The following is a 23,910-nucleotide window of genomic DNA, read 5'->3' on the forward strand; positions in this document are numbered from 1 at the left end:
TAAACAAGTATTCAATAATAATATATTAATAATAAACATTAATTTATTGTTTTACGATAAATTACATGATAAGATACTGGCAACAATAATTTAAACGGGGTGTTCGTAATGAAACAGGGCTCGACTATATTTCTTAAAGCAGTGCTTATATGTATCGGATTAACGGCAGGTGCTGTATCAGTCCTTGTACTGCCGGGGGTTGCCGCAAGAGATGCTGCAGCGCATCCTGAGACAGCTTATCTGCAATATCCGTTTTTAGCTTGCGCCTTTACCCTGTCTGCTTTGTTCATATCCGCAGTGTATCAGGCATACAAAGTATTAGGATACATAGACCGGAACCAGGCGTACTCAGAACTGTCTGTCCTATCTTTAAGAACGATTAAGCGCTGTGCTGCCGCAGTTTGTGTGCTTATAGCAGCCGGGAGCCTGTTTGTCATCTGCTTTATGGAAGGTGACAGGGCAGGGGTGTTGATGCTTGGATTCATCGGCACCTTCGTCTCCGGTGTCATAGCAGCATTTGCAGCGGTTATGCAGAAGATCTTTAAGGACGGCATTGAGCTGAAGTCGGAAAATGAACTTATTATTTGAGGTGAATCTCCTGTCATGACCAGAACCGTAAGTAAATCCTTAACCCAGCTGCTGCATTTTGGATACCATCAGGCGATGAGCTGTATTTTTCCGGTAGCCATCTTTGCCACTCTGGCACTGTCCGGTATGATAAACATCCCGTTTATTCACCGTTATGACGCCATTCTGCTCGTCCTGCTCACCGTCCAGTACCTGATGTACCGCAGCGGGCTGGAGACGCTTGATGAGATCAAGGTGATTTGTGTCTTTCACATCATTGGCCTGCTGCTGGAGATATACAAAGTCCGTATGGGCTCATGGGCCTACCCTGAACCGGGCTTCAGCAAAATATCCGGCGTGCCGCTCTACAGCGGATTTATGTACGCCAGTGTAGCCAGCTTCATGTGCCAGATCTGGCGCAGGCTGCGGATGGATATGACCGGCTGGCCGGGGCTGGCTCCGGCAGGGCTACTCGGCGGAGCCATCTACCTGAACTTTTTTACCCATCATTTCATTCCGGATTTCCGCTGGTGGCTGACCTCGCTTGTGCTGATCATCTTCTGGCGGACCTGGATCATTTACCGCGTTCGGAGCGTTACCTACCGGATGCCGCTGACACTGGCGTTTGTGCTCGTCGGCTTTTTTATCTGGCTGGCCGAGAATATCGCTACCTTCTTTAATGCCTGGAAGTATCCGGATCAGCACCAGACCTGGCAGATGGTCGGCTTCGGCAAAATCAGCTCCTGGTTTCTGCTGGTCATTATCAGCGTGATCATCGTTGCGCAGCTTAAACATGTGAAGGCCGGGAGGGGGAGTTGACTTTTAAAAACCTCCCTACTATAATTCAGGAATGAATATTCATTCCGCAAAGGAGGTGTAACGATTCCAATGGCCAAAAACAAACAGGAAGATATCTATGCAGCGGCAATGCAGTTATTTGCAGCCCGCGGGTATGACGGTACCACAGTGCCCATGATTGCCGAACAGGCTAAAGTCGGGGCCGGGACGATCTACCGCTATTTTGAGAATAAGGAAGCACTGGTGAATTCATTGATCACTGACTGTGTACGTAAGCTAACAGAAGTAATCAGAACCGGGTTTCCTGAGCATGAGCCTGTACGGATGCTGTTCACTCATATCTATAGCCGGGTATTTGATTATGCCAGAAACAATTTTGATGCCTTTCTGTTCATAAATACCCACGATGACGCGTACTATCTGGATGAGCAGAGCAGGCAGGTGATTAATGAGCTCATGGCTTTTATCGGTGAAACGATTGAGTTAGGGCAGCAGCAGAATGAAATTCGCAAGCTTCCTACTTGTGCTTTAATCGCAATAGTGTACGCACCGATCAGCATGATGATCAAGCAGATACAAAATGATGTACTGATCTATTCAGAGGAGCTGTACAACGATCTTGAGGATAGTGCCTGGAACGCTATTTGTATCCGCTAAACCGCTAATCATTTAGTGGTTTCTGCCGTATGCGGAATGAATATTCATTCCTATAGCTGAAATAACGAAAATTCATCCGACATAAGGATTAAATCATACATCCATACCATTATAGAGAAGGTGCGTCTAATGAAAAAACTAAAAAGCTGGAGAACATTATCTTTGCTCCTGTGGGTCATTGTTACCGTCCTGATGATTACAACAATGCCGGATATGAACCGTCTGGTTAAGGAAAAGGGGCAAATCTCGATTCCGGACGACGCGCAAAGCAGCGTTGCCGCTCAGATGATCAAACAGATGAATCCGCAGGGCGGCGAAGCCTATGGCATTATAGCCGTTTTTAACAGCGGCAGTGACAATCCGCTTACTGCGGCACAAAAGGAGCAGATCGCTGCTGCGATCAATGACCTGAAAGCCAAAGAACAGGTGCTCGGCATTACCGGAATTGTAGCGCATACGGACAGCCCGGAAGTCGAGCAGCAGCTGGTGTCTGAAGACCAGACGACGATTTTGACCCAAATCTCTGTTGACGAGAACCATGGTGAAATCGCACAGGTGGCTGATGAGCTGAATACCTTTATGACTGGTGAAGGCCTGCAGCAGGACGGCATCAAAACGTATCTGACCGGCAGCGGGCTGATCGGAAATGACTTTGCCAACTCCACACAGGACGGCGTAAAGAAAACAGAGGTTATCGCCATCGTCTTTATCCTTGCTGTACTAATTATTGTATTCCGCTCACCAGTGGTGCCGCTGATTTCCCTGCTTACTGTGGGTATATCCTACCTGGTATCATTGGGCGTTACAGCCCAGCTGGTTGACCATTTCAGTTTTCCGTTTTCGAGCTTTACACAGGTATTTCTTGTCGTCGTGCTGTTCGGAGTAGGAACAGACTACAATATTCTGCTCTATACCCGGTTTAAAGAAGAGCTGGCTCATCAGGATGATGTATATGCTGCGGTAAAAGCAACCATGAAATCAGCAGCGAAAACCGTACTGTTCAGCGGACTCGCGGTCATGATCGGCTTTGCCTCGCTGTTTCTGGCCAAATTCAATCTGTATCAGGCAACTTCGGGCGTAGCAATCGGCGTTTTGGTGCTGCTGCTGGTATTAGTAACTCTTAATCCGTTCTTCATGATATTGCTCGGCAAAAAAATGTTCTGGCCTGTCCGGAAGTTCGATGGTCATGGCGACAGCCGTCTGTGGGGGATGTTCTCCAAAACTGCCGCAGCCAGATCTATCATGGCCATCGTTCTTGTGGCGGTATTGACTGTACCGTTCATCCTCAAGTATTCAAATGTACTGAATTTCAATGATTTATGGGAAGTCAGTGACAAATACGAATCCAAGCAAGGGATTAACGTCATTGAAGATCATTTCCCTCCGGGCTTCTCTTCACCGGCAACGCTTGTTATCCGGTCTGACAGCAAGCTGGATCAGGCAAGTACCCTGCACACCCTGGATGAAGTAGCGGAGCGGATTGCGCAGATGGAGGGCGTATCCGAAGTCATGTCGCCGACCCGTCCAACAGGCAGCAAGATACAGGAGTTGTATATAAATGACCAGACCAGACAGGTTAACTCCGGGCTGGGTGATGCAAACAACGGCATAGGCGAGATTAACGAGGGCTTATCCTCGGCAGAAGAACAGCTTGGCGGAAGCGGCTCGGACGATCTGGATAATGTGCAGAAGCTGATTGACGGTACGGGCGAAGTACAAGAGGGTGTATCCGCCTTACGTGCTGCCCTGGATCAGGTAACGTCGGGAATGAACAGCGGGGCTGCGGGAGCCGGCCGGATCGAAGACGGTTTAAGCACGCTGAACACATCCGTAGGCCAATTAGCTGAAGGAACTTTACAGCTTTATAACGGATACAGCCAGCTGGAGGCAGGACTGGGAACATACGAACAGTATTTCTCCAGTATTGCCCAGGCTATCACCGGCGCTGCCCAAGGGTATGAGCAGATTGAAGGCTTAATGAATAACCTGGTTGCCGAAAAACCGGAAATGGCTGAGGATCCTAATGTTATGCAGACACTCGGGATCGCCGCTTCTGCGAAACAGCAGTTAAGCGGACTGAGCGGACAATTGGAGCAGCTGCGCACCGGGCATCAGACGGCCATGGCCTCTTTTAAAACAGCCAATGACTCGCTGTCACAGATTAACGGCGGATTAAAGCAGATGCAAAGCGGTGTTGCTGCCCTTCAGACCGGAGCCTCCAGTTTGCAGCAGGGCTTGAATAAGGGCGCTGACGGCTCTGCCCGGATCGCTGATCAATCGGGTCAGCTTGAAACCGGCCTGAAGCAGATTAATGACGGACAGGTGCAGCTGCTGCAAGGTCTTAATGATCTGCAGGGTAAAATGGGAGAGCTGCAATCCGGCCTGTCTGCCAGCACAGAGGGACTTACCCGGGTTAGCACAGGTCTCGAGACGGCGCAGTCCTATTTAAGCAAGCTTAGTGAATCGGAAACCTCGGAAAAATTCTATATACCGGATGATGTACTGAACGGCGAAGAATTCCAGACTGCACTAAACACCTATATGTCAGAGGATAGAACTACCGCTACCATGACCATTATTCTGGATCAGAATCCGTTCTCGGCGGAAGCGATGCCGGTCATTGCAGAAATCAGCAGGCAGGTGGATGCTGCATTAAGCGGAACGAACCTGAGCGGTGCCAAAGCTGCAATAAACGGGACTACAGCCCGTAATGCCGACCTGAACACGGTATCCCAGGAAGACTTTGTACGTACCGCCGTGATTATGATGATCGGGATTGCGGTTGTGCTGATATTCATCACCAGGTCCCTGCTGAATTCGCTGTTTATCGTCGGCTCTCTGATCCTGGTTTATTTCACCTCACTGGGTCTCGGAGAGCTGGTCAGCGCGCATCTGTTTAACGCGGATCTGCTCAGCTGGAATGTGCCGTTCTTCAGCTTTATTATGATCGTCGCACTCGGCGTGGATTACAGCATTTTTGTGATGATGCGTTATAACGAACTTCAGGGAACACCTGCAGAGCGGATTGTAAAAGCATCCCGTGACATCGGCAGCGTAGTCCTGTCAGCGGCCCTGATTTTGGGAGGTACCTTTGCGGCCCTGATTCCTTCAGGCGTACTAACCCTTATTCAGGTAGCGATTGTCGTTATCATCGGCTTGCTGCTGCTCAGCCTGATTGCTATGCCAATTCTGCTGCCGGCCCTGATCGGACTAAGCGGCAGATTTAAACGTAAAGAAGCCAAGTATGAAATGGATAATAATAATACCTTGTAAGATTGCATTATATATAATTTCTTATCTATATCAAGCGTGGTTTATAAAGATCAAACAAGCCTGCACAATGTGCAGGCTTGTTTGCATATATGCTGTTAATTCGGAGCTACATTCACGTTAAGACTTTCATCCCGGATATCGCCTACGATCTCTTCCAGCAGATCCTCCATCGTCACAATTCCGGTAACAGCACCTGACGTGTCAGTCACGGCCGCCATATGAACCCGGGTCTGCTGCATCCGCAGCAGGACATCACGCAGGTTCTTGCTGGCTGCAAATTTCGGAATATCGTGGATAAAGGTCTGCCAGTTGGCTGTTCTACCGGCGGCGATGCTGGTAAGCATCTCTTTCGTGTTCACATATCCGCTATACCGGCCGCTTCCATCGGCAGCCAGAACCGGATAACGTGTATAGTCATGTTTACCTAATACTTCGATTAGCTGCTCTACCTGCATATCTGCCTGCAGAGTTACTACACCTGATACCGGAACGATGATTTCAGCAAGCGTCCGCTCATCAAAGGCAAAGATGTTATTCAGGTAGACAAGCTCTGTTTTGTTGATTTCACCGCTCTCATAGCTCTGGTCAACGATCCATTTCAATTCTTCCTCTGAATGGACAGATTCATGGCCGGCCGGCTTAATGCCGAAGATTCTCAGCAGCAGTCGGGCAGAACCATTCAAAGCAACAATAAACGGGTACGTGATTTTACCGAACCAGTACAGCGGAGGTGCAAGCAGCAGTGTCATCCGCTCTGCGAACTGGATTGCCAGCGTTTTGGGAGCAAGCTCCCCGATGACTACGTGCAGGAAGGTGATGATCGACAGGGCAATCAGATAGGAGAGCAAAGTAGACAATGCGGCAGGAACACCCATCTGGTCAAACAGCGGATGCAGAATCCGTTCGACTGTCGGCTCACCGAGCGCCCCGAGTACCAGAGCCGTGATTGTAATACCCAGCTGGCACGCGGACAAATAGTAATCGAGATCATGTGCCACCTTTTTGGCAATGACTGCCTTTTTGTTGCCTTCACTGATCAACTGGTCGATCCGCGACATCCGTACCTTCAGAATGGCAAATTCAGCACCGACAAAAAAGGCGGTAAGGCCGATAAAGACCGCAACCATAATTAAATTTATCGTAATAACTCCGTCCAAAGTTTTCCCTCAGCGTGAGGGATTCACCTCCAAAGTATTTGATAAGACGTTCTTAATGCTGTACCTGCGGTTGTTTGTAGTGTAAAATGACCTGCTTGATCTGGAAATTATCCGTTTCCATGATCGTCCAGCTCTGGCCTCCGGCCTTAAATTCATATCCGGTGTCAATGGAAGTCCCTTCATGGAACTGAATCCAGCCCCCGATGGTATCGATTTCCTCGCTGTCCTCGAAGGTCACGCCGAACTGCTCCTCAATATCTTCCAGAAGAACGCGGCCGTTAATGATATAAGTCTGCTCGTCGATCCGCTGTATTTCCGGTACCTCGTCGGCGTCGAATTCATCGCGGATTTCTCCGACAAGCTCCTCCAGGATATCCTCTAGCGTCAGAATCCCGGCAGTACCGCCGTATTCATCAATAACCAGAGCCATATGCATCTGTTCCTGCTGCATTTTGAGCATGGCCTCCTTAATAGGAGTAACAGATGATACGGTAGGGAGGCTGCGGACAAACTCCTTCAGATGAGGATCCCGGCCGGCAATAATATGCGGAAGCATCTTCTTTACATTAACTACACCAAGTACACGGTCTTTATTGCCGGTCTCGATGACCGGATAACGGGTATAGTTATTGGTGTCAAGTATGCTGACGATATCTTCATTCGACATATCGTAATCCAGGGCGACCATTCCGGTACGCGGAATCATAATATCCTTGGCTACACGCTCATCGAAGGAAAATACATTTTCCAGATACTCCAGCTTCTGTTCATTAATCTCGCCGCCCTCAAAGCTCTGGGCCATAATGATCCGCAGCTCTTCTTCCGAATAATGCTCTTCATGGCCTGCCGGCTTTACGCCGAACATACGCAGGATGACCCGTGAGGTTCCGTTCAGCGCAACGATGAACGGGTGCATGATTCTGCCGAACCAGTATAGCGGCGGGGAGAGGAGAAGCGTAAGCTTTTCGGAAAACTGGATAGCAAGTGTCTTCGGTGCCATCTCACCGACAACTACGTGCAGGAAGGTTACAAATATGAAGGCAATTGCATAAGACGCTACAGAAGCATTGGCTTCAGATACATTGAAATAATCAAAAACAGGGTAGAGAATACGTTCTACCGCCGGCTTACCGATCGCACCCAGACCGAGTGCAGTTACTGTAATCCCGAGCTGGCAGGCGGACAGATAGTAGTCCAGATCGCTGACGACCTTCTTGGCAAGCACTGCTTTTTTGTTGCCTTCATCAATCAGCTGTTCAATCCGCGACATCCGCATTTTTACGGCCGCAAATTCCGAGGCTACGAAAAATGCCGTCAGTACAATTAATATTGCAAGGATCATTAGGTTCGTTAAGGTTATTAAATCCAATCCTTTCCCTCAAAAGAGGGATTCACCTCCAAGTTGAATTAAGGACGTATTTGTGGTTCGAACGAGAGTTCCGGGTTCATCATACAGCTGCAGAAGCGGATCAATGTAGGAGCACAATCCATTTGCAATATCGCCTTCCCATTATTGTTCAGCCCCCCTCCATAAGATATACGAAAAAGTATAACATAATTCAGACCAAACCATCCAGTTGCACGTTATGGTTTGCGATTTTGTCGATCCTGAAGCACCAAATGCCAATGTCCGATAACCTGCAGCATTCATTATTTTCAGTAAAAATAAAGCAGAGCAGTGATTCTTCCGCTTATGGAGGAATCCTGCTCTGCTTATTTCGATTAGGGGAGCGGCACAAAGGTATTATTCAGATAAGGACATAGGTCGCTCTTAACGGACCGTGCACACCGACGACCAGCTGCATTTCAATGTCTGCCGAATTGGAAGGGCCGGAGATCAGATTAATGGACGAGCCGACAGATTCTCCTGCTTCAACCCGCCGGTTCAGCGCTGCAGCAGCCTGTGTGGAGCGCAATACAATCCGCTCTTTCTCAACAATAGCAATATAATGCTCCGGTAAAAAGTGAAGGGCACGCCCCTGATCCGGCCGGCTCTCCACGACTATGGTTCCTGATTCTGCGAGAACATAATCCGCGAACACAATCACCGTATTGGCCGCTTCGGACCGGCTGATGTTCTCCTCACGGCTGGCCTCGCCCGACCAGACGGTTGAACCAGGGAAGCTGAGCCCATAGCCGGCAAAACGGCGGTCACCGGAAGTCATTACCTGGCCTCCGCCGTTTGCCGCTATCAGATCATCAAGCGTCCGCTGCAGAATGTCGGGTGTGGATTCAATCAGCTGGGTATGGATAAAGAAGCACTGCTCCTTGAGGATACTGATCAGATCATCTGTGGTTAGGGCTCCATAGCTGTCAGGAATCATACCGCTGAGATCAGGACGCTGCACATTATGGATTCGCTCCCGGCCAAGCTTGGAGGCAACTCTGTTCAAAAAAGCATCCCTGTTATTATTTATGGCAGTCATTTGCTGGAACCTCCTTTGCGGTCTTTCATCCAGGTGCGGAAGCTGTCCTCCTGCTTGACCGGCTGCTTGAGATCACGGACACTGACCCAGCCCTGGATCAGCCCCGGGCCTCTGACAATCCGGCCATGCTTGCTCATCATCTTGCTGCCGGGATTGGCAAACCGCAGTGCCTTGCCGAACAGGGAAGGGGAGGAGAGCAGCCGGCTGGCGGCCTTCATCTGGAAGCGGTCCACAGCTCCGGTACGCTTTTCCTTCACGATATTCTGCCGGTGTACAATGAGCTGCTCGTGCAGCGGAATTTTGACCGGACAGACATCTGTACAAGCTCCGCAAAGACTGGAGGCAAAGGGCAGTTCCTTGTAATCATCATATCCGCCAAGCAGAGGTGTAATGACTGCCCCAATCGGGCCGGGATAGATGGAGCCGTAAGCATGCCCGCCGATATGGCGGTAGACCGGACAGACATTCAGGCAGGCGCCGCAGCGGATACACTGTAACGCTTCATTGAATTCGCTTCCCAGAATGTCTGAGCGCCCGTTATCTACTATAACAAGATGAAATTCTTCCGGGCCGTCAACTTCACCCGCGAGCTTGGGACCCATAACGGTGATATAGCTGGTCAGCTTCTGCCCGACAGCACTGCGGCAGAGCAGATTATCCAGCACCTCCATTTCTTCCAGCGTAGGAACAATCCGTTCCATCCCCATTACAGCGATTTGTGTTTTAGGTATGGCCGCCGTAAGGTCTCCGTTGCCCTCATTAGTCACCAGATTAATCGCCCCAAGATTGGCGACAGCAAAGTTGCAGCCAGTGATACCGACATCCGCCTCCAGGAACTTCTGCCGCAGGACGGCCCTGGCGAAGCGCGCCAGCTTTTCGGGACTCTCATCTCCGGTGTAGCCAAGCTTTTCGGTGAATACCCGTTTAATCTGGTTACGGTCCTTGTGCAGGGCAGGCGCCACAATATGTGACGGCGGGTCCCAGTCATCAATCTGCAGTATATATTCGCCAAGGTCGGTCTCGATCAGCTCGCAGCCGGCTTCAATGAGCACCTTGTTCATTTCAATTTCCTCGGTAACCATCGACTTTGATTTGACGATTTTTTTGGCCTGCTTCCGAATGACAACATCACGGATATAGCTGCTGGCTTCTTCTTTGGTTGCGGCAAAATAGACATGCCCGCCTTTTTTCTCAACATTGTCAGCAAGCTGGTTCAGGTAAAAATCGAGATTCTGCAGCGTGTGCTGACGGATCTTCTGGCCGACCAGCCGCCACTGCTCCCAGTCGCCGAGTGTGGTGGCGGCAGTAAGGCGTCTGGTCTTGAGGCTGTCCTGCGCAGAGCTTACGGCACTCCGCATAAAAGTATTGCCTATGCCGTCCGCCGTTCGCTCGCCGAACTCCCGTTTATCTGTCTGCAGACTCATGAGCGGATTCCTCCTTTGGTGGCTGCTGCCGGCTCGCCGGTCTGGTTCAGCACCTCGGCAATATGCATGATTTTGACGGGTGCTCCTTTACGGGACAGGCGGCCGCCGATATTCATAAGACAGCCCATATCCGCGCTGATCAGAATATCCGCTCCGGTTTCCAGCACGCTGTCGCATTTTTCATCGACCATCTGGCCGGAGATTTCCGGCATTTTCACTGAGAAGGTTCCGCCGAAGCCGCAGCAGTTATCGCTGTTCTTGAGCGGCTCCAGCTGTAAACCGCGTACCTGCTCAAGCAGCTGGTAAGGGGTCTCTTTTTCGCCGAGCAGTCTGGTCATATGGCAGGAACGGTGATAGGTCGCCGTGCCTTCAAGCCTTGCCCCGACATCCGTAATTCCCAGCACTCTGACAATGAACTGGGTGAACTCATACGATTTCTCCTTCAGGGCAACCGCTTTCAATTCCCAGTCCGGATCTCCTTTAAAAATCTTCGGGTATTCGTGAAACATAGCAATGCAGGAGCCGGAGGGACCAACTACATACTCAGAATGCTCAAAGGCGAGCATCATATTTTTCATAGCCAGCTTGGAATCCTCCAGATAACCGCTGTTATACGTGGGCTGGCCGCAGCAGACCTGTGAAGCCGGGAAGTCAAGCTCGCAACCCAGCCTTTCAAGCACCTCCACCATTGCTTTTCCCGCACTCGGGGTCATCAGATCTATTAAACAAGTCGAAAAAATGCTAACTTTCATTCCTGTTCCTCCAATCGCAGCGTTGGTAAGTATAGCTTAACTCAAGAAGTCAATGAAAAACAACACAAAAACACATAAAAAATGTGTATCTTGTTGACATAAAATGTTGTTAGCGTTTACACTATGGGAGAAGTAATGGAATAATTTATCTTGAGGGGGAGTAACAGTGGAAAAGCATTTGATGTACATCAACGGCCAATTTACCGAATCAGAAACCCAAGAGTGGATGGATGTCACCAACCCGTCAACCGATGAAGTTATTTCACAGGTGCCTAAAGCGACCAAAAATGATGTCGTGCGTGCGATTGATGCTGCCGATGCAGCACAGTCAGCCTGGGAAGAGACTCCTGCAGTAGAAAGAGGCAGATATCTGCATGCGATTGCAGACGGAATCCGCGCGGAGGCAGACAGCATTGCCAGACTGATTTCCGAGGAAGTCGGAAAGACGCTGGAATTGTCCACAGTAGAAGTGAATTTTACGGCTGACTACCTGGACTATATGGCTGAATGGGCACGCCGCTACGAGGGTGAGATTGTCCAGAGTGACCGCGATAACGAGAATATTTTTGTATTCAAGCGGGCTATCGGGGTTACTACAGGGATTCTGCCATGGAACTTCCCGTTCTTCCTGATCGCCAGAAAGATGGCACCTGCCCTGATCACCGGCAATACGATTGTAGTTAAGCCTAGTGTGGAGTCACCTAATAATGCGATTGCTTTTACCAAAATTGTAGATAAAGTCGGTCTGCCAAAAGGTGTATACAACCTGGTTACAGGCAGAGGCGGTGAGGTCGGCAATGAGTTGGCCAGCAACCCTAAGGTCGGGATGGTCAGCCTGACAGGCAGCGTACCGGCAGGACAAAAGGTCATGGAGGCGGCAGCCGAGAACATTATTAAGGTCAGCCTTGAGCTTGGCGGTAAAGCGCCGGCGATTGTTATGGCAGATGCCGATCTGAATCTGGCGGTGAAGGCAATCGTTGATTCACGCGTCATTAATACAGGCCAGGTGTGTAACTGTGCTGAGCGTGTATATGTACACGAATCCATCAAAGACGAATTCACCTCCCGCCTGGTTGAAGCCATGAAGGAAGTGAAATACGGCAATCCTTTGGTTGATACCGGCATCCAGATGGGACCGCTGATCAACAAAGCCGCTCAGGATTCCGTGCAGCAGAAGGTGGACCGGGCTGTTGAAGAAGGCGCAAAAGTACTGCTCGGCGGTAAAAAGGTTGAGGGCACCGGCAGCTTCTTCGAACCAACGGTTATTGCTGATGCTACCAATAAGATGGAAATTGTGCAGGACGAAATCTTCGGGCCGGTTATTCCGATTGTTACCTTCGCAACACTGGATGAAGCGATTGAGCTGGCGAATGACAGCGAGTTCGGCCTGACCTCTTCGCTGTATACGCAGAACCTGAACGTGGCGATGAAGGTGATCAAACGGCTGAAGTACGGGGAAACCTACATCAACCGCGAAAACTTCGAAGCGATGCAGGGCTTCCACGCCGGCTGGCGCAAATCCGGCATCGGCGGCGCGGACGGCAAGCACGGCTTGAACGAGTATCTGCAGACTCAGGTTGTTTATCTGCAGTATGATAAGTCGGTTAACTGATGTACGGTGAATGAGGAATAGTAAGTGATGCACAGTTAGTGATGTACAATCGTTGATGTGTGAGTAATGGATGATTTATGCAGGATGGATACTGCAACATAATGGTGTGCACTAATCCTATTTTAGCTACAGGTCCCCGGGTTTTCCGGGGGCCTGTTTTCGTTCAGACAAAGGTAAGGGGATGGGAAGGGGGATAGAGTAGATAGTGGGAATAGATAGTAGGGAGTAAATAGAAGATAGAGGATAGAAAATAGTAATAGTAGATAGTATGTGGTAAATAGTGGGGAGTGGATAGTTTGTAGAATAGATGGAAAAGTAACTATTAGCCCTTGAACTAGAGCAGGCGAAGGGGTGAAACAAATCAAAGGCAAAAAAGCCCTTGATTGCGCCCGCAGCAGGCGAATTGGCGAAATCAAAGGGAAAACTCCCTTTGATTCACTAAATCCTAATCTGACCCGCAGCGGCTCTCCTCCGAGCAGCAGCGAATCCCCCAAGAAGCGGTCCTTAAAGCCGCTTCTTCAGATAATACTTCGTATGCCCCTCATTCGGGCAATCCTTAATCTCGCCGAAAATCTCGTAGCCCTGCTTCTGATAGAAATGCGGCGCCTGCCAGCTCATGGTGGTCAGCTCACTTACTTTGCAGCCGAGCTGCCGGGCACGGTTTTCAATTTCTGCGAGCAGGGCAGCCCCTAGTCCGGTTCCTCTATAGGCGGGATCGACTGCCAGCAGGTTCACATTCAGAATGTTCCAGGCCACATCTCCTGTTACCCCGCCCGCAAAGCTGTCATTCACGTAAGCCGCAAGGGAGAGCATTGTCCGCTCATAGGCTGGAATACTGCTATCCGCACCATGGCGGTGCTCTTCCAGTAACCTCGTTAATTCCCGCTGATTGTGTACTGCATCCAATTCTACAATGTTCAAGTGTGCTCACTCCTTCTGCCTAACTATAACATAACTTGGAAGAGCTGCAGACCGGTTAACGCCGGCTGACCCAAAGCTACTCTTACAACACTACATACAAGGCGCTGTCCATGTAACTGACATCCGGCAGGCTGTTTCTTTTCAAACCGGCAAATTCCTTAAAAAAAAGCGGGAAAACCTGAAAAAGTCGCATACCAATCCCGGCACAGGTATCCTACAATGAAGTCAAATCCGCATACTATACAGAGAAAGTAGGAAAAGAGACATGCTACAGAGTAAAGACCGCATTTGGGTAGATTCCGTTATCGGAAAAATAACTGCAAAGCTGGATACCGTCAGCGAAAAATCACGCCACAAAATCCCGTACACCACCGTGGACGGCACGCATGACGACAAGGCGACGAAAAATGTAAGCGGCTTCGACGCAGATGGCATCTGCTGGTGGACGAACGGCTTCTGGGGCGGCATGCTGTGGCTGATGTATCATGAGACCGGAAATGAAAAATATAAGGAAATCGCAAATAGATCCGAGGAGCTGCTCGACAAGTGTTTTCAGGACTTCTATGGTCTGCATCATGATGTGGGCTTCATGTGGCTGCCTACCAGTGTTGCCAACTACAAGGTGACCAAGAATCCGGATTCCCGCAAAAGAGCGCTGCATGCCGCCAATCTGCTGGCCGGCCGGTTTAATCTGGCAGGGGGCTTCATCCGTGCCTGGAATGACCTGGACGAAGGCGATACCAGAGGCTGGGCCATCATCGACTGCATGTTCAACATTCCGCTGCTGTACTGGGCGACCGAGGAGACGGGTGATCCCCGCTTTAAACAGATTGCCATGCGGCATGCCGACACGGTCATGTCTACCTTCGTGCGGCCGGACGGCTCCGTGCACCATATTGTTGAGTTCGATCCGTTCAACGGCGGCGTAGTACGTACATTTGGCGGACAAGGCTATGCGGACGGCTCCTCCTGGACCAGAGGACAGACCTGGGCGCTGTATGGCTTCATGATGAGCTATATCCATACCGGCAAAGAAGAATATCTCCAGACCGCGAAGCGGATTGCCCATTATTTCATGGCTAATATCCCGGAGGACGGTGTCATTCCGCTTGATTTCCGCCAGCCGGCTGAGCCTAAGCTTGAGGATGATACGGCTGCGGCCATTGCCGCCTGCGGATTGATCGAGATCGCCAAGGCTGTAGGAGAGCTTGAGCGTGAGCTGTACCTGAATGCTGCGCTTAAGCTGCTGCGGGCACTTGATGAACGTTCCGACTGGTCGGAGAATAATGACTGTATTATTCAAAGAGGCTCAGAGGCTTATCACAAGCCGCGCAACCAGCATCATCATGCAATTATTTACGGGGACTATTATTTCATGGAAGCTATATTCAAGCTGAAGGGCAATGACCTGTATTTGTGGTAGAAAAGCCAGACAAAGCGGGCTGACCCGACTCTAATGTAAAGCGAGGATATCTGTACTATGAGCCACATGATCAAAAACCCTATTCTGCGGGGCTTCAATCCCGATCCGTCCATCCTGCGGGTCGGAGATGATTATTATATCGCCACCTCGACCTTCGAATGGTTCCCAGGCGTGCAGATTCATCATTCCCGGGATCTGGTCAACTGGGAGCTGATCACCCGTCCGCTTAACCGGATCTCCCAGCTGGACCTGCGCGGCATCGGCGCTTCTCAGGGAATCTGAGCGCCATGCCTGACCTATGATAACGGCACCTTCTATCTCATCTACACCGTTGTTAATTCCTTTTATGTCAAAATGTACGACACACCAAATTATCTGGTTACTGCGACGGATATCCGCGGGGAGTGGTCTGAGCCGGTCTACCTGAACAGCTACGGGTTCGATCCGTCGCTGTTTCATGATGAGGACGGCCGTAAGTACATCGTAAGCATGGTAACCGATCACCGGGTAACAAAACGGTACAGAGGGCATCTTGTCATCCAAGAGTATTCTGCTGAGGAGCAGAAAATGATTGGTGAGCCTGTAACGATCTATGCGAGCCAGGATACATACCTGGAGGGTCCGCATATTTATAAACGGGGCGGCTATTATTACCTGTTCGCTGCGGATACCGGAACAGGGGAAGGCCATGGCCAGAGCATGCTGAGATCCAGAGAGTTATTCGGGCCTTACGAAGCGTACGAGGGTAATTCCCTGATGACCTCCAGAGACAATCCGGAGCTGCCGCTGCAGAAAGCGGGGCACGGTGATCTGGTCGAAACCCAAAATGGGGAGTGGTACATGGTGCATTTATGCGGCCGTCCCTTAGAGAACCTTACGGAAAAAGGTGAGCGGAAATATACTCTCGGGCGTGAAACGGCGCTGCAAAAGGTAGAGTGGACCGAAGACGGCTGGCTGCGCCTGGCGAACGGCTCGGTGCTGCCTGATACCGAGGTAGAAGCTCCTGACCTGCCGCTGCACCCGTTCCCGGTGAAGCCGGCAAGGGATGATTTTGAGGGTGCTGAGCTGGATATCAGCTTTCAGTCCCTGCGGGTTCCGCTTGACGATACCTTCTATTCCCTGAGCGAAAGGCCCGGTTATCTGCGGCTGTACGGCCGCGAAGGGCTTGGCTCGAAGTTCCGGCAGAGCCTGATAGCCAGACGCTGGGAGGAGCATCGCTTCACGGCAGCGGCAGCGCTTGAATTCGAGCCCTCCAGCTTCAAGCAAATGGCCGGCCTGATCCTGATCTATGATACCCAGAACTATTACTATCTCCATGTCACTCATCATGAGGATCTGGGCCGGTGCATCAGCATTCTCACCGCTGTTAACAACAGCTATTCGGAGCCTGCCGGATATGTACCGCTGCCGGATAACGCAAAGCGGATTCTGCTGCGGGCTGACGTCGATTATGACAAGCTTCAGTTCTCCTATTCTGTAGATGGTGAAGACGAATATGAGGTAATCGGGCCAGTGCTTGATGCGAGTACTTTGTCTGACGAAGCCTGCCAGGAGGGCTGGTTCACCGGGTCCTTTGCCGGCATCTGCTGCCAGGATTTAACCGGCTTCCGACAGCCTGCCGATTTCGATTATTTTGAGTACTATAACAGGGTGCAGGCAGGCTCTGCTAATGACCATGACTGATATTTTTGATGTGAAGCGGTACGGCGCCGCCGGTGATGGGGTAACGGTGGATACCCGTGCAATCCAGCAGGCCATTGATGAATGCCATGGGTCCGGCGGCGGGACTGTCGTGCTAAGCGGCGGAACGTTTGTTTCGGGGACGATTATCCTTAAATCGAATGTGAACCTGCAGCTTAATCCTTCCGCAGTGCTGCTTGCCAGCCCGGACATCTACGATTTCTCGGAGGACACCCATTATAACCGCTATATTAATGAAAAGGATATGGACAGATGCTTCATTTATGCAGAGGATGCTGTCAATGTCAGCATTACCGGCCAGGGTGAGATTAACGGCAACGCCGAGAACTTCCCTAATGAGGGCAGTATCTACCGGCCGATGATGATGCGCTTTCTGCGCTGCAGCAACATTCATGTCACCGGACTGAGACTCTATAACTCGACTGCCTGGACGACCGCCTTTCTGGATAGTGAGAATATCTGGTGTGAAAATCTAGATATCAGGAACGACAAAAAATACAACGGTGACGGATTGGACTATGACGGCTGCCGGAATGTGTTCATCTCGGGCTGCAAAATCCTCGGTACCGATGATAATCTCTGTCTTCAAGCCGGCAGTAAGGATTATCCGATGAAAAATGTGCATATCGTCAACTGCCATTTCACTTCAATCTGCGCCGGCATCCGGATCGGGCTGAAGTCGGTCGGGGATATTTCGAGTGTCACGATTCATAACTGCACCTTCGAAAATGTGTGGCGGGAAGGGATCAAGATTGAATGCACAGAGGGCGGCAGCATCAGCGATATCGTGGCTTCGGGTCTGGTCATGCGGAATGTATCCCGTCCCGTCTTTATTCTGCTGAATAACCGGCTTGAAGAGATCGGCTCCTCCATCGGGCTTGAGCGCATGCCGGAGATCGGCTCGCTTGAACGGATTATGCTGTCAGACATCATTGCCACTGACGATGAAGAGATGTACAAGACCCATTACCGGTTCACAGATGACATTATGGGCAGCCCGTCCTTTAACGGTATCCGTGTTGATGCGTGCAGGGAGCATCCGATCCGCGATCTGATCCTTAGAAATATCATGTATACTTGCGCCGGTGGCGTACAAAAAACAGATATCCCTGCTGCTTATCCGCAGGTCCATGATATGCGGCTGGAGCATCCGGAGGCAGCTGCAGAGAATTACTATCCCGACTGGAGCCGGACCACCTTCATGGATATCCGGAATGTGGAGCGGCTTACTTTAGACGGCATCAGATTCCACGCGCTGCGGGAGGATACACGGGAATCCTATATAATAGAAGGAAGTAACACGCTCAAGCTGGATATTGTGGAATAATAGAGGATGATAATGGAATGGATTATACAACGGATGCTTATATTAAGGCCTTGTATCAACGGACAGAAGCTGCGAGAAACAACCGGGAGTTATGCCTGACACAGAATGAACAGCGGAATTGGCTGAGGAGCAGACTGAAACAGGCACTGGGAGAGCTGCCGGAGGCTTCAGCTCCTCTTAATCCTGTGCTGCTGGAGCGTGTTGAATACAAAAAATTTATTCTGGAGCGTATTTCTTATTCCACTGAAGAAGCTCTTCATGTGCCCGTTATCGTGCTGGTCCCCAAGACTGGCAATGGGCCGTGGCCGGCAGTACTGGCCTGCCATGGACATGGCAACGGACAGCTTGATGCCGCAGGTCTGAATTCGGATTACAGGGAATTGGAGGAGCCGGGTATACACAACCGGTTCGCTGTCCGGCTGGTTAAGCAGGGGATGATCGTCGTAATCCCTGAGATCCTGGGCTTTGGGGTGCGCCGGGTGGCAGAGGAGATGAAGAACGCTTCCAGTCCAAGTTCCTGCAGCACCCTGGTTTCACAGCTAATGTTATTCGGCAGGACGCTTGCCGGAATGAGAGTCTATGAAGCGATGCGGGCGGTGGATTATCTTTCGATGCGCCCGGATAGTGATTCTTCCCGGATCGGGATATTCGGCTTCTCCGGAGGCAGTCTGATTGCCGCCTATGCCGCCGCGCTGGATGAACGGATCAAAGCGGCTGTACTGTGCGGCTGGACGAACACCTTTGCCGGCAGCATTCTGGCTTTGCATCACTGCATTGACAATTATCTGCCCGGAATCTTGCAGGCTGCCGAGCAACCGGAGCTGGTTGGTTTAATCGCCCCCAGAGCCCTGTTCATTGAATCGGGCGTCCATGATCCGATCTTCCCTGTGCAGCATGTGCATTCTGCCATTTCTCGGCTGCAGCAGATATACTCGGCCCGGGATGCCGGGTCCCGGCTGTCGTATGATCTTCATCCCGGCAAGCATGAAATCTCCGGCAAAGTGTCAGTGCCGTGGCTGTACGGGATGCTGATCACTGAGGCTGTAAATCAGGGTTAGCTATTGGATTTGCCCCACAGCTTCATTCCACATGAAATCACAAAAAGACTCAGCCCATTCAAGCTGAGTCTTTTTAAATTACGTAAGCAGCCCTAACGCCTCACACCGTCCCCGTAATCTCAATAAACTTGCTCGCCGCCGTAGTCAGCGGCATGTTGCGCCTGGTCATAATACCCACCTGAGCCGGGGGAAGCTGGACATCCAGCTTAATCTCGAACAGCGAACCCTCCTCCAGCTCTTTGGAGACGAACTCCCGGGTTACAAAGGAGATCCCCAGACCTTTACGGGCAAATTCAATCAGCAGTCCGACACTGCCGACTTCAATTTCCGGCTTCAGCTCATAGCCGTAGCCCCGGAACAGGTCACTGACTGCTGCCCGGGCACGGCTTCTGCGGGAAAAGAGGATGATCGGGTAGCGCAGAAGCTCCCCGATGGTCAGCACCTTTTCGTTCAGCTCCGGATAATGGCTGCTGCCGGCAACAAAACAGTCCTGCAGCTGCAGACCCTGCCACACCTCAAGCTGGGGATCGGCAATCGGAATGCGGACGACGCCCAGATCGACCTGGCCCTCTTTTAGATAAGAGATGACTTCAGGGGTGGTTCCATGGATTAGGTGCAGCCGGATGCCGGGGTAACGCTGATGAAAGGTTTCGATAAAGGGCAGCAGGTAATGCTTGAACAGGGAGTCACTGCCGCCGATACGCAGCTCGCCGTTATCGAGATTTTTGAGCTCGGCCATTTTTTTCTCCGCCTGGGTGATGAGGATATGGGACTGCTCAATGTAAGAGTAAAGTGTAGCGCCCTCCGGCGTCAGGGCAACGCCCTTGGAATTGCGGTTGAACAGGGTAAGCCCGAAGCTGTCCTCCAGCTGCTTGATGGCATGGCTGACGCTCGGCTGGGTGATAAACAGCGCCTTGGCTGCCTGGGACAGGCTTCCCGTTTTGGCTGCCCAGTAAAAAACCTTGTATAATTCGAAATTGTTCATAGACACAGTCTATAGCTCCTGTACAATATATTAATTACTTGTATAGCTCGTATTTGTATTATAGTGTAACAAGGAAAGATAAACCATAGCAGAAGGAGAATCGAGATGGAGGCGACCACATTTGTTTTATTCGGAGCGACAGGAGATCTGGCCCGCCGGAAAATATATCCTGCGCTGTACAACCTGTTTCTCGACCGCAAGCTGCATGATTCCTTCGCTGTAATTGGTCTCGGCAGAAGAGAAGTTGCTGATGAAGCTTACCAGGCCATGGTGGAGCGTTCGCTCCGGGATTTCTCCCGGCGTGAAGTGAAGGACACAGCGTCCGTACGCAGCTTCCTGAAGGCCTTCCGATATAATGTGCTGGATGTCGGGCACACTGAAGATTATGTGAATTTGCTTGAACGGGTCGAGCAGCTGGAGACAAGCATGGGCAGCACCCCTAACCGGATGTTTTATCTGTCGGTGGGGCCGGAGTTTTTTGAGCCGATTGCCCTGAACATTGAGGCCAGCGGCCTTGGGGCAGCGAAAGGCTGGAAACGGCTTGTCATCGAGAAGCCGTTCGGGCATGATCTGCTGTCTGCGCAGGAGCTGAATCAGACGCTCAGTAAGGCTTTTACCGAGGAAGAGATTTACCGGATCGATCATTATCTGGGCAAACCGATGGTGCAGGAGCTGGATGTATTCCAGCAGACCAACCCGGTACTGCATGCACTCTGGAACAACCGTTATATTGCCAATGTCCAGATTACCGCTGCCGAAACAGTTGGAGTCGAGGAAAGAGCCGGCTATTATGACCACGTTGGCGCGCTCAGGGACATGTTCCAGAACCATATGCTGCAGCTGCTGATGATGCTGGCGATCCGCCTGCCAAAGGACAGCTCACCAGACGAAGTCCGCTTCAAGAAAAAAGAAGTCATGGAAGCTCTCGAACCGCTTGACGAAGCTAATATAGAAGCCAGCGTTATACGCGGCCAATATACAGCAGGAGCTATTAAAGGCATAGCGGTTCCCGGCTACCGTTCTGAACCGGGAATAGCTGCCGGCTCAATGAACGATACGTTTGTTGCGGCGAGACTGCAGATTGATGATCCCTTCTGGAAAGGTGTTCCCTTCTACATCCGCACCGGCAAACGCCTGAAGGAGAAGTCGACGCGGATCGTCATCGAATTCAAAGAGCCGCTGAAACAGAGCTCCACCTTAGAAGAGGATGATATTCCTAATCTGCTGGTGTTTGAGATCAGCCCGAATGAAGGCATTACGTTGCAGCTCAAAGCCAGAGATCCGCGGAACAAAGGCAAGTTCAAGGCCGTTCATATCGACTTCCATACCAGCTCCATAGAGGTGCCGGAGGCGTACGAGAACCTGATCTATGATGCACTGCATGGAGATCCGTCGTTCTTTGCCCACTGGAATGAGGTAGAGCTGTCCTGGAAATGGGTACAGCCGATCCTGAACGCTTTTGCCGGCAATTCCGTGCCGTTATATTCCTATGCCGCAGGTTCACACGGACCGGCTGAGTCTGATCAGCTGCTGGCGCAGGACGGTCATCACTGGTGGCTGGATGCGCCAGTTGACGAGGAAAGTGAGATTACTCTGCTGGATGCTTCAAATTTTTAAATAGAAAATTGATAAAAATGAACTCGAAGTATTTTATAGTTAAACCAAAAACTGGAGGTTATCACAATGAAGTTTTTCATCGACACAGCAAATGTAGAAGACATTAAAAAAGCGTACAAAATCGGAGTCCTGTCCGGGGTTACCACCAATCCGTCGCTCGTAGCCAAAGAAGGCGTGAAATTCGAAGACCGCATTGCTGAAATCCTTCAGACTGTGCCTGAAGTGGAATCTGTATCCGCTGAAGTAACTCCTGACGCTATTACTGCAGAGCAGATGATTGCCGAGGCTGATGAGCTGATCAAGATCAATAATTACGATAAAAATATTACGATCAAGCTGCCGATGACCCTTGCGGGCCTTGAAGCCTGCCGTTACCTGACTCAAAAAGGCGTAAAAACCAACGTAACCCTAATCTTCACTGTGAACCAGGCGCTGCTGGCTGCCCGTGCCGGAGCTACTTATGTATCGCCGTTTCTCGGCCGTCTTGATGATATCTCTGAAGACGGTGTTCAGCTGATTGTAAAAGTTGCTGAGCTGTTCCGCATTCACAAGCTGGATGCCCAGATTATCGCTGCTTCCGTCCGTCACCCGGATCACGTTACCCGTGTAGCTATGGCTGGTGCGCATATCGCCACTATTCCGTTCAGCGTAATTGAGCAGATTTCCAAGCACCCGCTGACAGATCAGGGTCTGGAAAAGTTCGCTGCTGACTGGAAAAAGGCTCCACAGGTTTAATTATCCGGAACACGAAAGAGAGGTCTATTAAAGATGGGTAAACAGCAGATTGGTGTGGTCGGCTTGGCCGTTATGGGCAAGAACCTGGCCATGAATATGGAGAGCAAGGGATTTTCAGTAGCAGTATACAACCGTTCTTCTGAAAAAACGGATGAGCTGCTTGCTGAAGCAGCAGGCAAAAACTTTGTCGGTGCTTACAGCGTTGAAGAATTTGTACAATCGCTTGAGCTCCCGCGTAAAATTATGATCATGGTTAAGGCCGGCAAGCCGACCGACGATACCATCCAGCAGCTAATTCCGTTTCTTTCGCCGGGGGATATTCTGATTGACGGCGGCAACGCCTTTTTCCCGGACACACAGCGCCGTAACAAGGAGCTGCAGGCCCAGGGCTTCCGCTTTATCGGCGCAGGTGTATCGGGCGGTGAAGAGGGCGCACTGAAAGGGCCGGCGATTATGCCGGGCGGCCAGCAGGATGCCTACGAGCTGGTAGAACCGATTCTGACAGCTATCTCCGCAAAAGTGGACGGCGACCCGTGCTCGACTTACATCGGACCGGACGGAGCCGGACACTATGTTAAGATGGTTCACAACGGCATCGAGTACGGCGATATGCAACTGATCGGTGAAGCATACCAGCTGCTGAAGGATGTACTGGGGCTCGATACTGCAGAGCTGCATGAGATTTTTGCCGAATGGAACCGCGGGGAGCTGAGCAGCTATCTGATCGAGATTACAGCTGACATCTTTGCCAAAGCAGACCCGGAAACCGGCAAGCCGATGGTTGATGTGATCCTTGATTCCGCCGGCCAGAAGGGCACAGGCAAATGGACCAGCCAGAACGCACTGGATCTCGGCGTGCCGCTGTCCATCATCACGGAGTCCGTCTTTGCCCGCTTCCTCTCGGCGATGAAGGAAGAGCGTGTGGCAGCAAGCAAGCGACTGCAGGGTCCTGAAGTCAAGAGCTTTGACGGGGATGCCAAGGAATTTATCGAAGCTGTCCGCAAAGCGCTTTACGCCAGCAAAATCGCCTCCTACGCCCAGGGCTTCGCCCAAATGCGCGTGGCTTCGGACGAATACAACTGGAACCTGAACTACGGCAGCATCGCTATGATTTTCCGCGGCGGCTGTATTATCCGTGCCGGCTTCCTGCAGAACATCAAGGATGCCTATGACCGTGATCCTGAGCTGAAGAACCTGTTCCTCGATGAATACTTCAGCAATGTTGTCCATAGCTATCAGGACGCATGGAGAGACGTAGTAGCATTAGCCGTTAAACGCGGCATTCCAGTTCCGGCGTTTGCCTCCGGACTGGCTTACTATGACAGCTACCGCTCCGAACGTCTGCCAGCCAACCTGCTGCAGGCACAACGTGATTACTTCGGTGCACATACCTTTGAACGTGTTGACAAGCCGGGCAGCTTCCATTTCCAGTGGATGAGCCAAGGCGAATAATCTGCGTGATAAATAAAGTCCGGGC

The 23,910-nt window shown here is 51.0% G+C and carries 19 protein-coding genes and 1 pseudogene; 13 read left to right on the top strand and 7 right to left on the bottom strand.

Features of this window, described 5'->3' with window-relative positions; translation table 11 throughout:
* Positions 1–108: 108 nt before the first annotated feature.
* The 4 genes from NST84_RS14765 (at position 109) to NST84_RS14780 (ending at position 5,295) form a co-directional block, all read left to right on the top strand.
* The gene (locus NST84_RS14765; RefSeq protein WP_342566292.1) at positions 109–588 is read left to right on the top strand and encodes a DUF2975 domain-containing protein; all 480 of its coding nucleotides are present in this window, start codon (positions 109–111) and stop codon (positions 586–588) included.
* A 15-nt stretch (positions 589–603) separates the two neighbouring features.
* Positions 604–1,386: a DUF817 domain-containing protein gene (locus tag NST84_RS14770; RefSeq protein ID WP_342566293.1), complete on the top strand. Its 783-nt coding sequence runs from the start codon at positions 604–606 to the stop codon at positions 1,384–1,386.
* Positions 1,387–1,455: 69 nt separating this feature from the next.
* Complete coding sequence (locus NST84_RS14775; protein WP_342566294.1) at positions 1,456–2,022, top strand: TetR/AcrR family transcriptional regulator; 567 nt, start codon at positions 1,456–1,458, stop codon at positions 2,020–2,022.
* Between the two features lie 129 nt (positions 2,023–2,151).
* A complete protein-coding gene (locus NST84_RS14780) occupies positions 2,152–5,295 on the top strand; it encodes an MMPL family transporter (RefSeq protein WP_342566295.1) in 3,144 nt (1,047 codons plus the stop codon).
* Positions 5,296–5,390: 95 nt separating this feature from the next.
* Here NST84_RS14780 and NST84_RS14785 read toward each other — a convergent pair whose 3' ends face one another.
* The 5 genes from NST84_RS14785 to NST84_RS14805 form a co-directional block, all read right to left on the bottom strand.
* Positions 5,391–6,452 (bottom strand): hemolysin family protein, encoded by a 1,062-nt coding sequence (locus NST84_RS14785; RefSeq protein WP_342566296.1) that lies wholly within the window; start codon positions 6,450–6,452, stop codon positions 5,391–5,393.
* A gap of 52 nt (positions 6,453–6,504) precedes the next feature.
* Positions 6,505–7,821, bottom strand: a complete 1,317-nt coding sequence (locus NST84_RS14790; RefSeq protein WP_342566297.1) for a hemolysin family protein — start codon at positions 7,819–7,821, stop codon at positions 6,505–6,507.
* 379 nt (positions 7,822–8,200) lie between these two features.
* Positions 8,201–8,878, bottom strand: a complete 678-nt coding sequence (locus NST84_RS14795) for a lactate utilization protein C (RefSeq protein WP_342566298.1) — start codon at positions 8,876–8,878, stop codon at positions 8,201–8,203.
* On the bottom strand, positions 8,875–10,302 hold the full coding sequence (locus NST84_RS14800) for a LutB/LldF family L-lactate oxidation iron-sulfur protein (protein ID WP_342566299.1): 1,428 nt from the start codon (positions 10,300–10,302) through the stop codon (positions 8,875–8,877). The genes NST84_RS14795 and NST84_RS14800 overlap by 4 nt, the downstream gene beginning before the upstream one ends.
* Positions 10,299–11,054: a (Fe-S)-binding protein gene (locus tag NST84_RS14805; protein ID WP_342566300.1), complete on the bottom strand. Its 756-nt coding sequence runs from the start codon at positions 11,052–11,054 to the stop codon at positions 10,299–10,301. Before NST84_RS14805 ends, NST84_RS14800 begins: the two co-directional genes overlap by 4 nt.
* A gap of 166 nt (positions 11,055–11,220) precedes the next feature.
* Here NST84_RS14805 and aldA point away from each other — a divergent pair, with 166 nt between their 5' ends.
* Positions 11,221–12,666, top strand: a complete 1,446-nt coding sequence (gene aldA / locus NST84_RS14810; RefSeq protein ID WP_342566301.1) for an aldehyde dehydrogenase — start codon at positions 11,221–11,223, stop codon at positions 12,664–12,666.
* Positions 12,667–13,170: 504 nt separating this feature from the next.
* Here the strand turns inward: aldA and NST84_RS14815 are convergent.
* A complete protein-coding gene (locus tag NST84_RS14815) occupies positions 13,171–13,587 on the bottom strand; it encodes a GNAT family N-acetyltransferase (protein WP_342566302.1) in 417 nt (138 codons plus the stop codon).
* A 265-nt stretch (positions 13,588–13,852) separates the two neighbouring features.
* Here NST84_RS14815 and NST84_RS14820 point away from each other — a divergent pair, with 265 nt between their 5' ends.
* The 5 genes and pseudogenes from NST84_RS14820 to NST84_RS14840 all read left to right on the top strand — a co-directional run bounded on the left by NST84_RS14820 (position 13,853) and on the right by NST84_RS14840 (position 19,096).
* The gene (locus tag NST84_RS14820) at positions 13,853–15,010 is read left to right on the top strand and encodes a glycoside hydrolase family 88 protein (RefSeq protein WP_342566303.1); all 1,158 of its coding nucleotides are present in this window, start codon (positions 13,853–13,855) and stop codon (positions 15,008–15,010) included.
* A gap of 66 nt (positions 15,011–15,076) precedes the next feature.
* A pseudogene (locus NST84_RS14825) lies at positions 15,077–15,955 on the top strand (glycoside hydrolase family 43 protein); the annotation flags it as partial.
* 84 nt (positions 15,956–16,039) lie between these two features.
* The gene (locus NST84_RS14830; RefSeq protein ID WP_342566439.1) at positions 16,040–16,693 is read left to right on the top strand and encodes a hypothetical protein; all 654 of its coding nucleotides are present in this window, start codon (positions 16,040–16,042) and stop codon (positions 16,691–16,693) included.
* A complete protein-coding gene (locus NST84_RS14835) occupies positions 16,680–18,038 on the top strand; it encodes a glycosyl hydrolase family 28 protein (protein WP_342560967.1) in 1,359 nt (452 codons plus the stop codon). The genes NST84_RS14830 and NST84_RS14835 overlap by 14 nt, the downstream gene beginning before the upstream one ends.
* A 17-nt stretch (positions 18,039–18,055) precedes the next feature.
* Positions 18,056–19,096 carry an alpha/beta hydrolase family protein gene (locus NST84_RS14840; RefSeq protein ID WP_342560968.1) on the top strand — a complete coding sequence of 347 codons (1,041 nt, stop codon included), beginning with the start codon at positions 18,056–18,058 and terminating at the stop codon, positions 19,094–19,096.
* 100 nt (positions 19,097–19,196) lie between these two features.
* On the opposite strand, the gene NST84_RS14845 is transcribed toward NST84_RS14840, so the two are convergent.
* Complete coding sequence (locus NST84_RS14845; protein WP_342566440.1) at positions 19,197–20,081, bottom strand: LysR family transcriptional regulator; 885 nt, start codon at positions 20,079–20,081, stop codon at positions 19,197–19,199.
* 105 nt (positions 20,082–20,186) lie between these two features.
* Between NST84_RS14845 and zwf the strand changes: the two genes are divergently transcribed.
* From zwf to gndA, 3 genes are all read left to right on the top strand, one after another.
* Positions 20,187–21,698 (top strand): glucose-6-phosphate dehydrogenase, encoded by a 1,512-nt coding sequence (zwf, locus tag NST84_RS14850; RefSeq protein WP_342560969.1) that lies wholly within the window; start codon positions 20,187–20,189, stop codon positions 21,696–21,698.
* 66 nt (positions 21,699–21,764) lie between these two features.
* Entirely contained in the window at positions 21,765–22,433 is a 669-nt protein-coding gene (gene fsa, locus NST84_RS14855; RefSeq protein WP_221801336.1) for a fructose-6-phosphate aldolase, read from the top strand.
* A gap of 33 nt (positions 22,434–22,466) precedes the next feature.
* Entirely contained in the window at positions 22,467–23,885 is a 1,419-nt protein-coding gene (gene gndA / locus NST84_RS14860; protein ID WP_342560970.1) for an NADP-dependent phosphogluconate dehydrogenase, read from the top strand.
* Positions 23,886–23,910 lie beyond the last annotated feature (25 nt).

Source organism: Paenibacillus sp. FSL R7-0345 (genome assembly GCF_038595055.1).
Taxonomy (GTDB): domain Bacteria; phylum Bacillota; class Bacilli; order Paenibacillales; family Paenibacillaceae; genus Paenibacillus_AQ.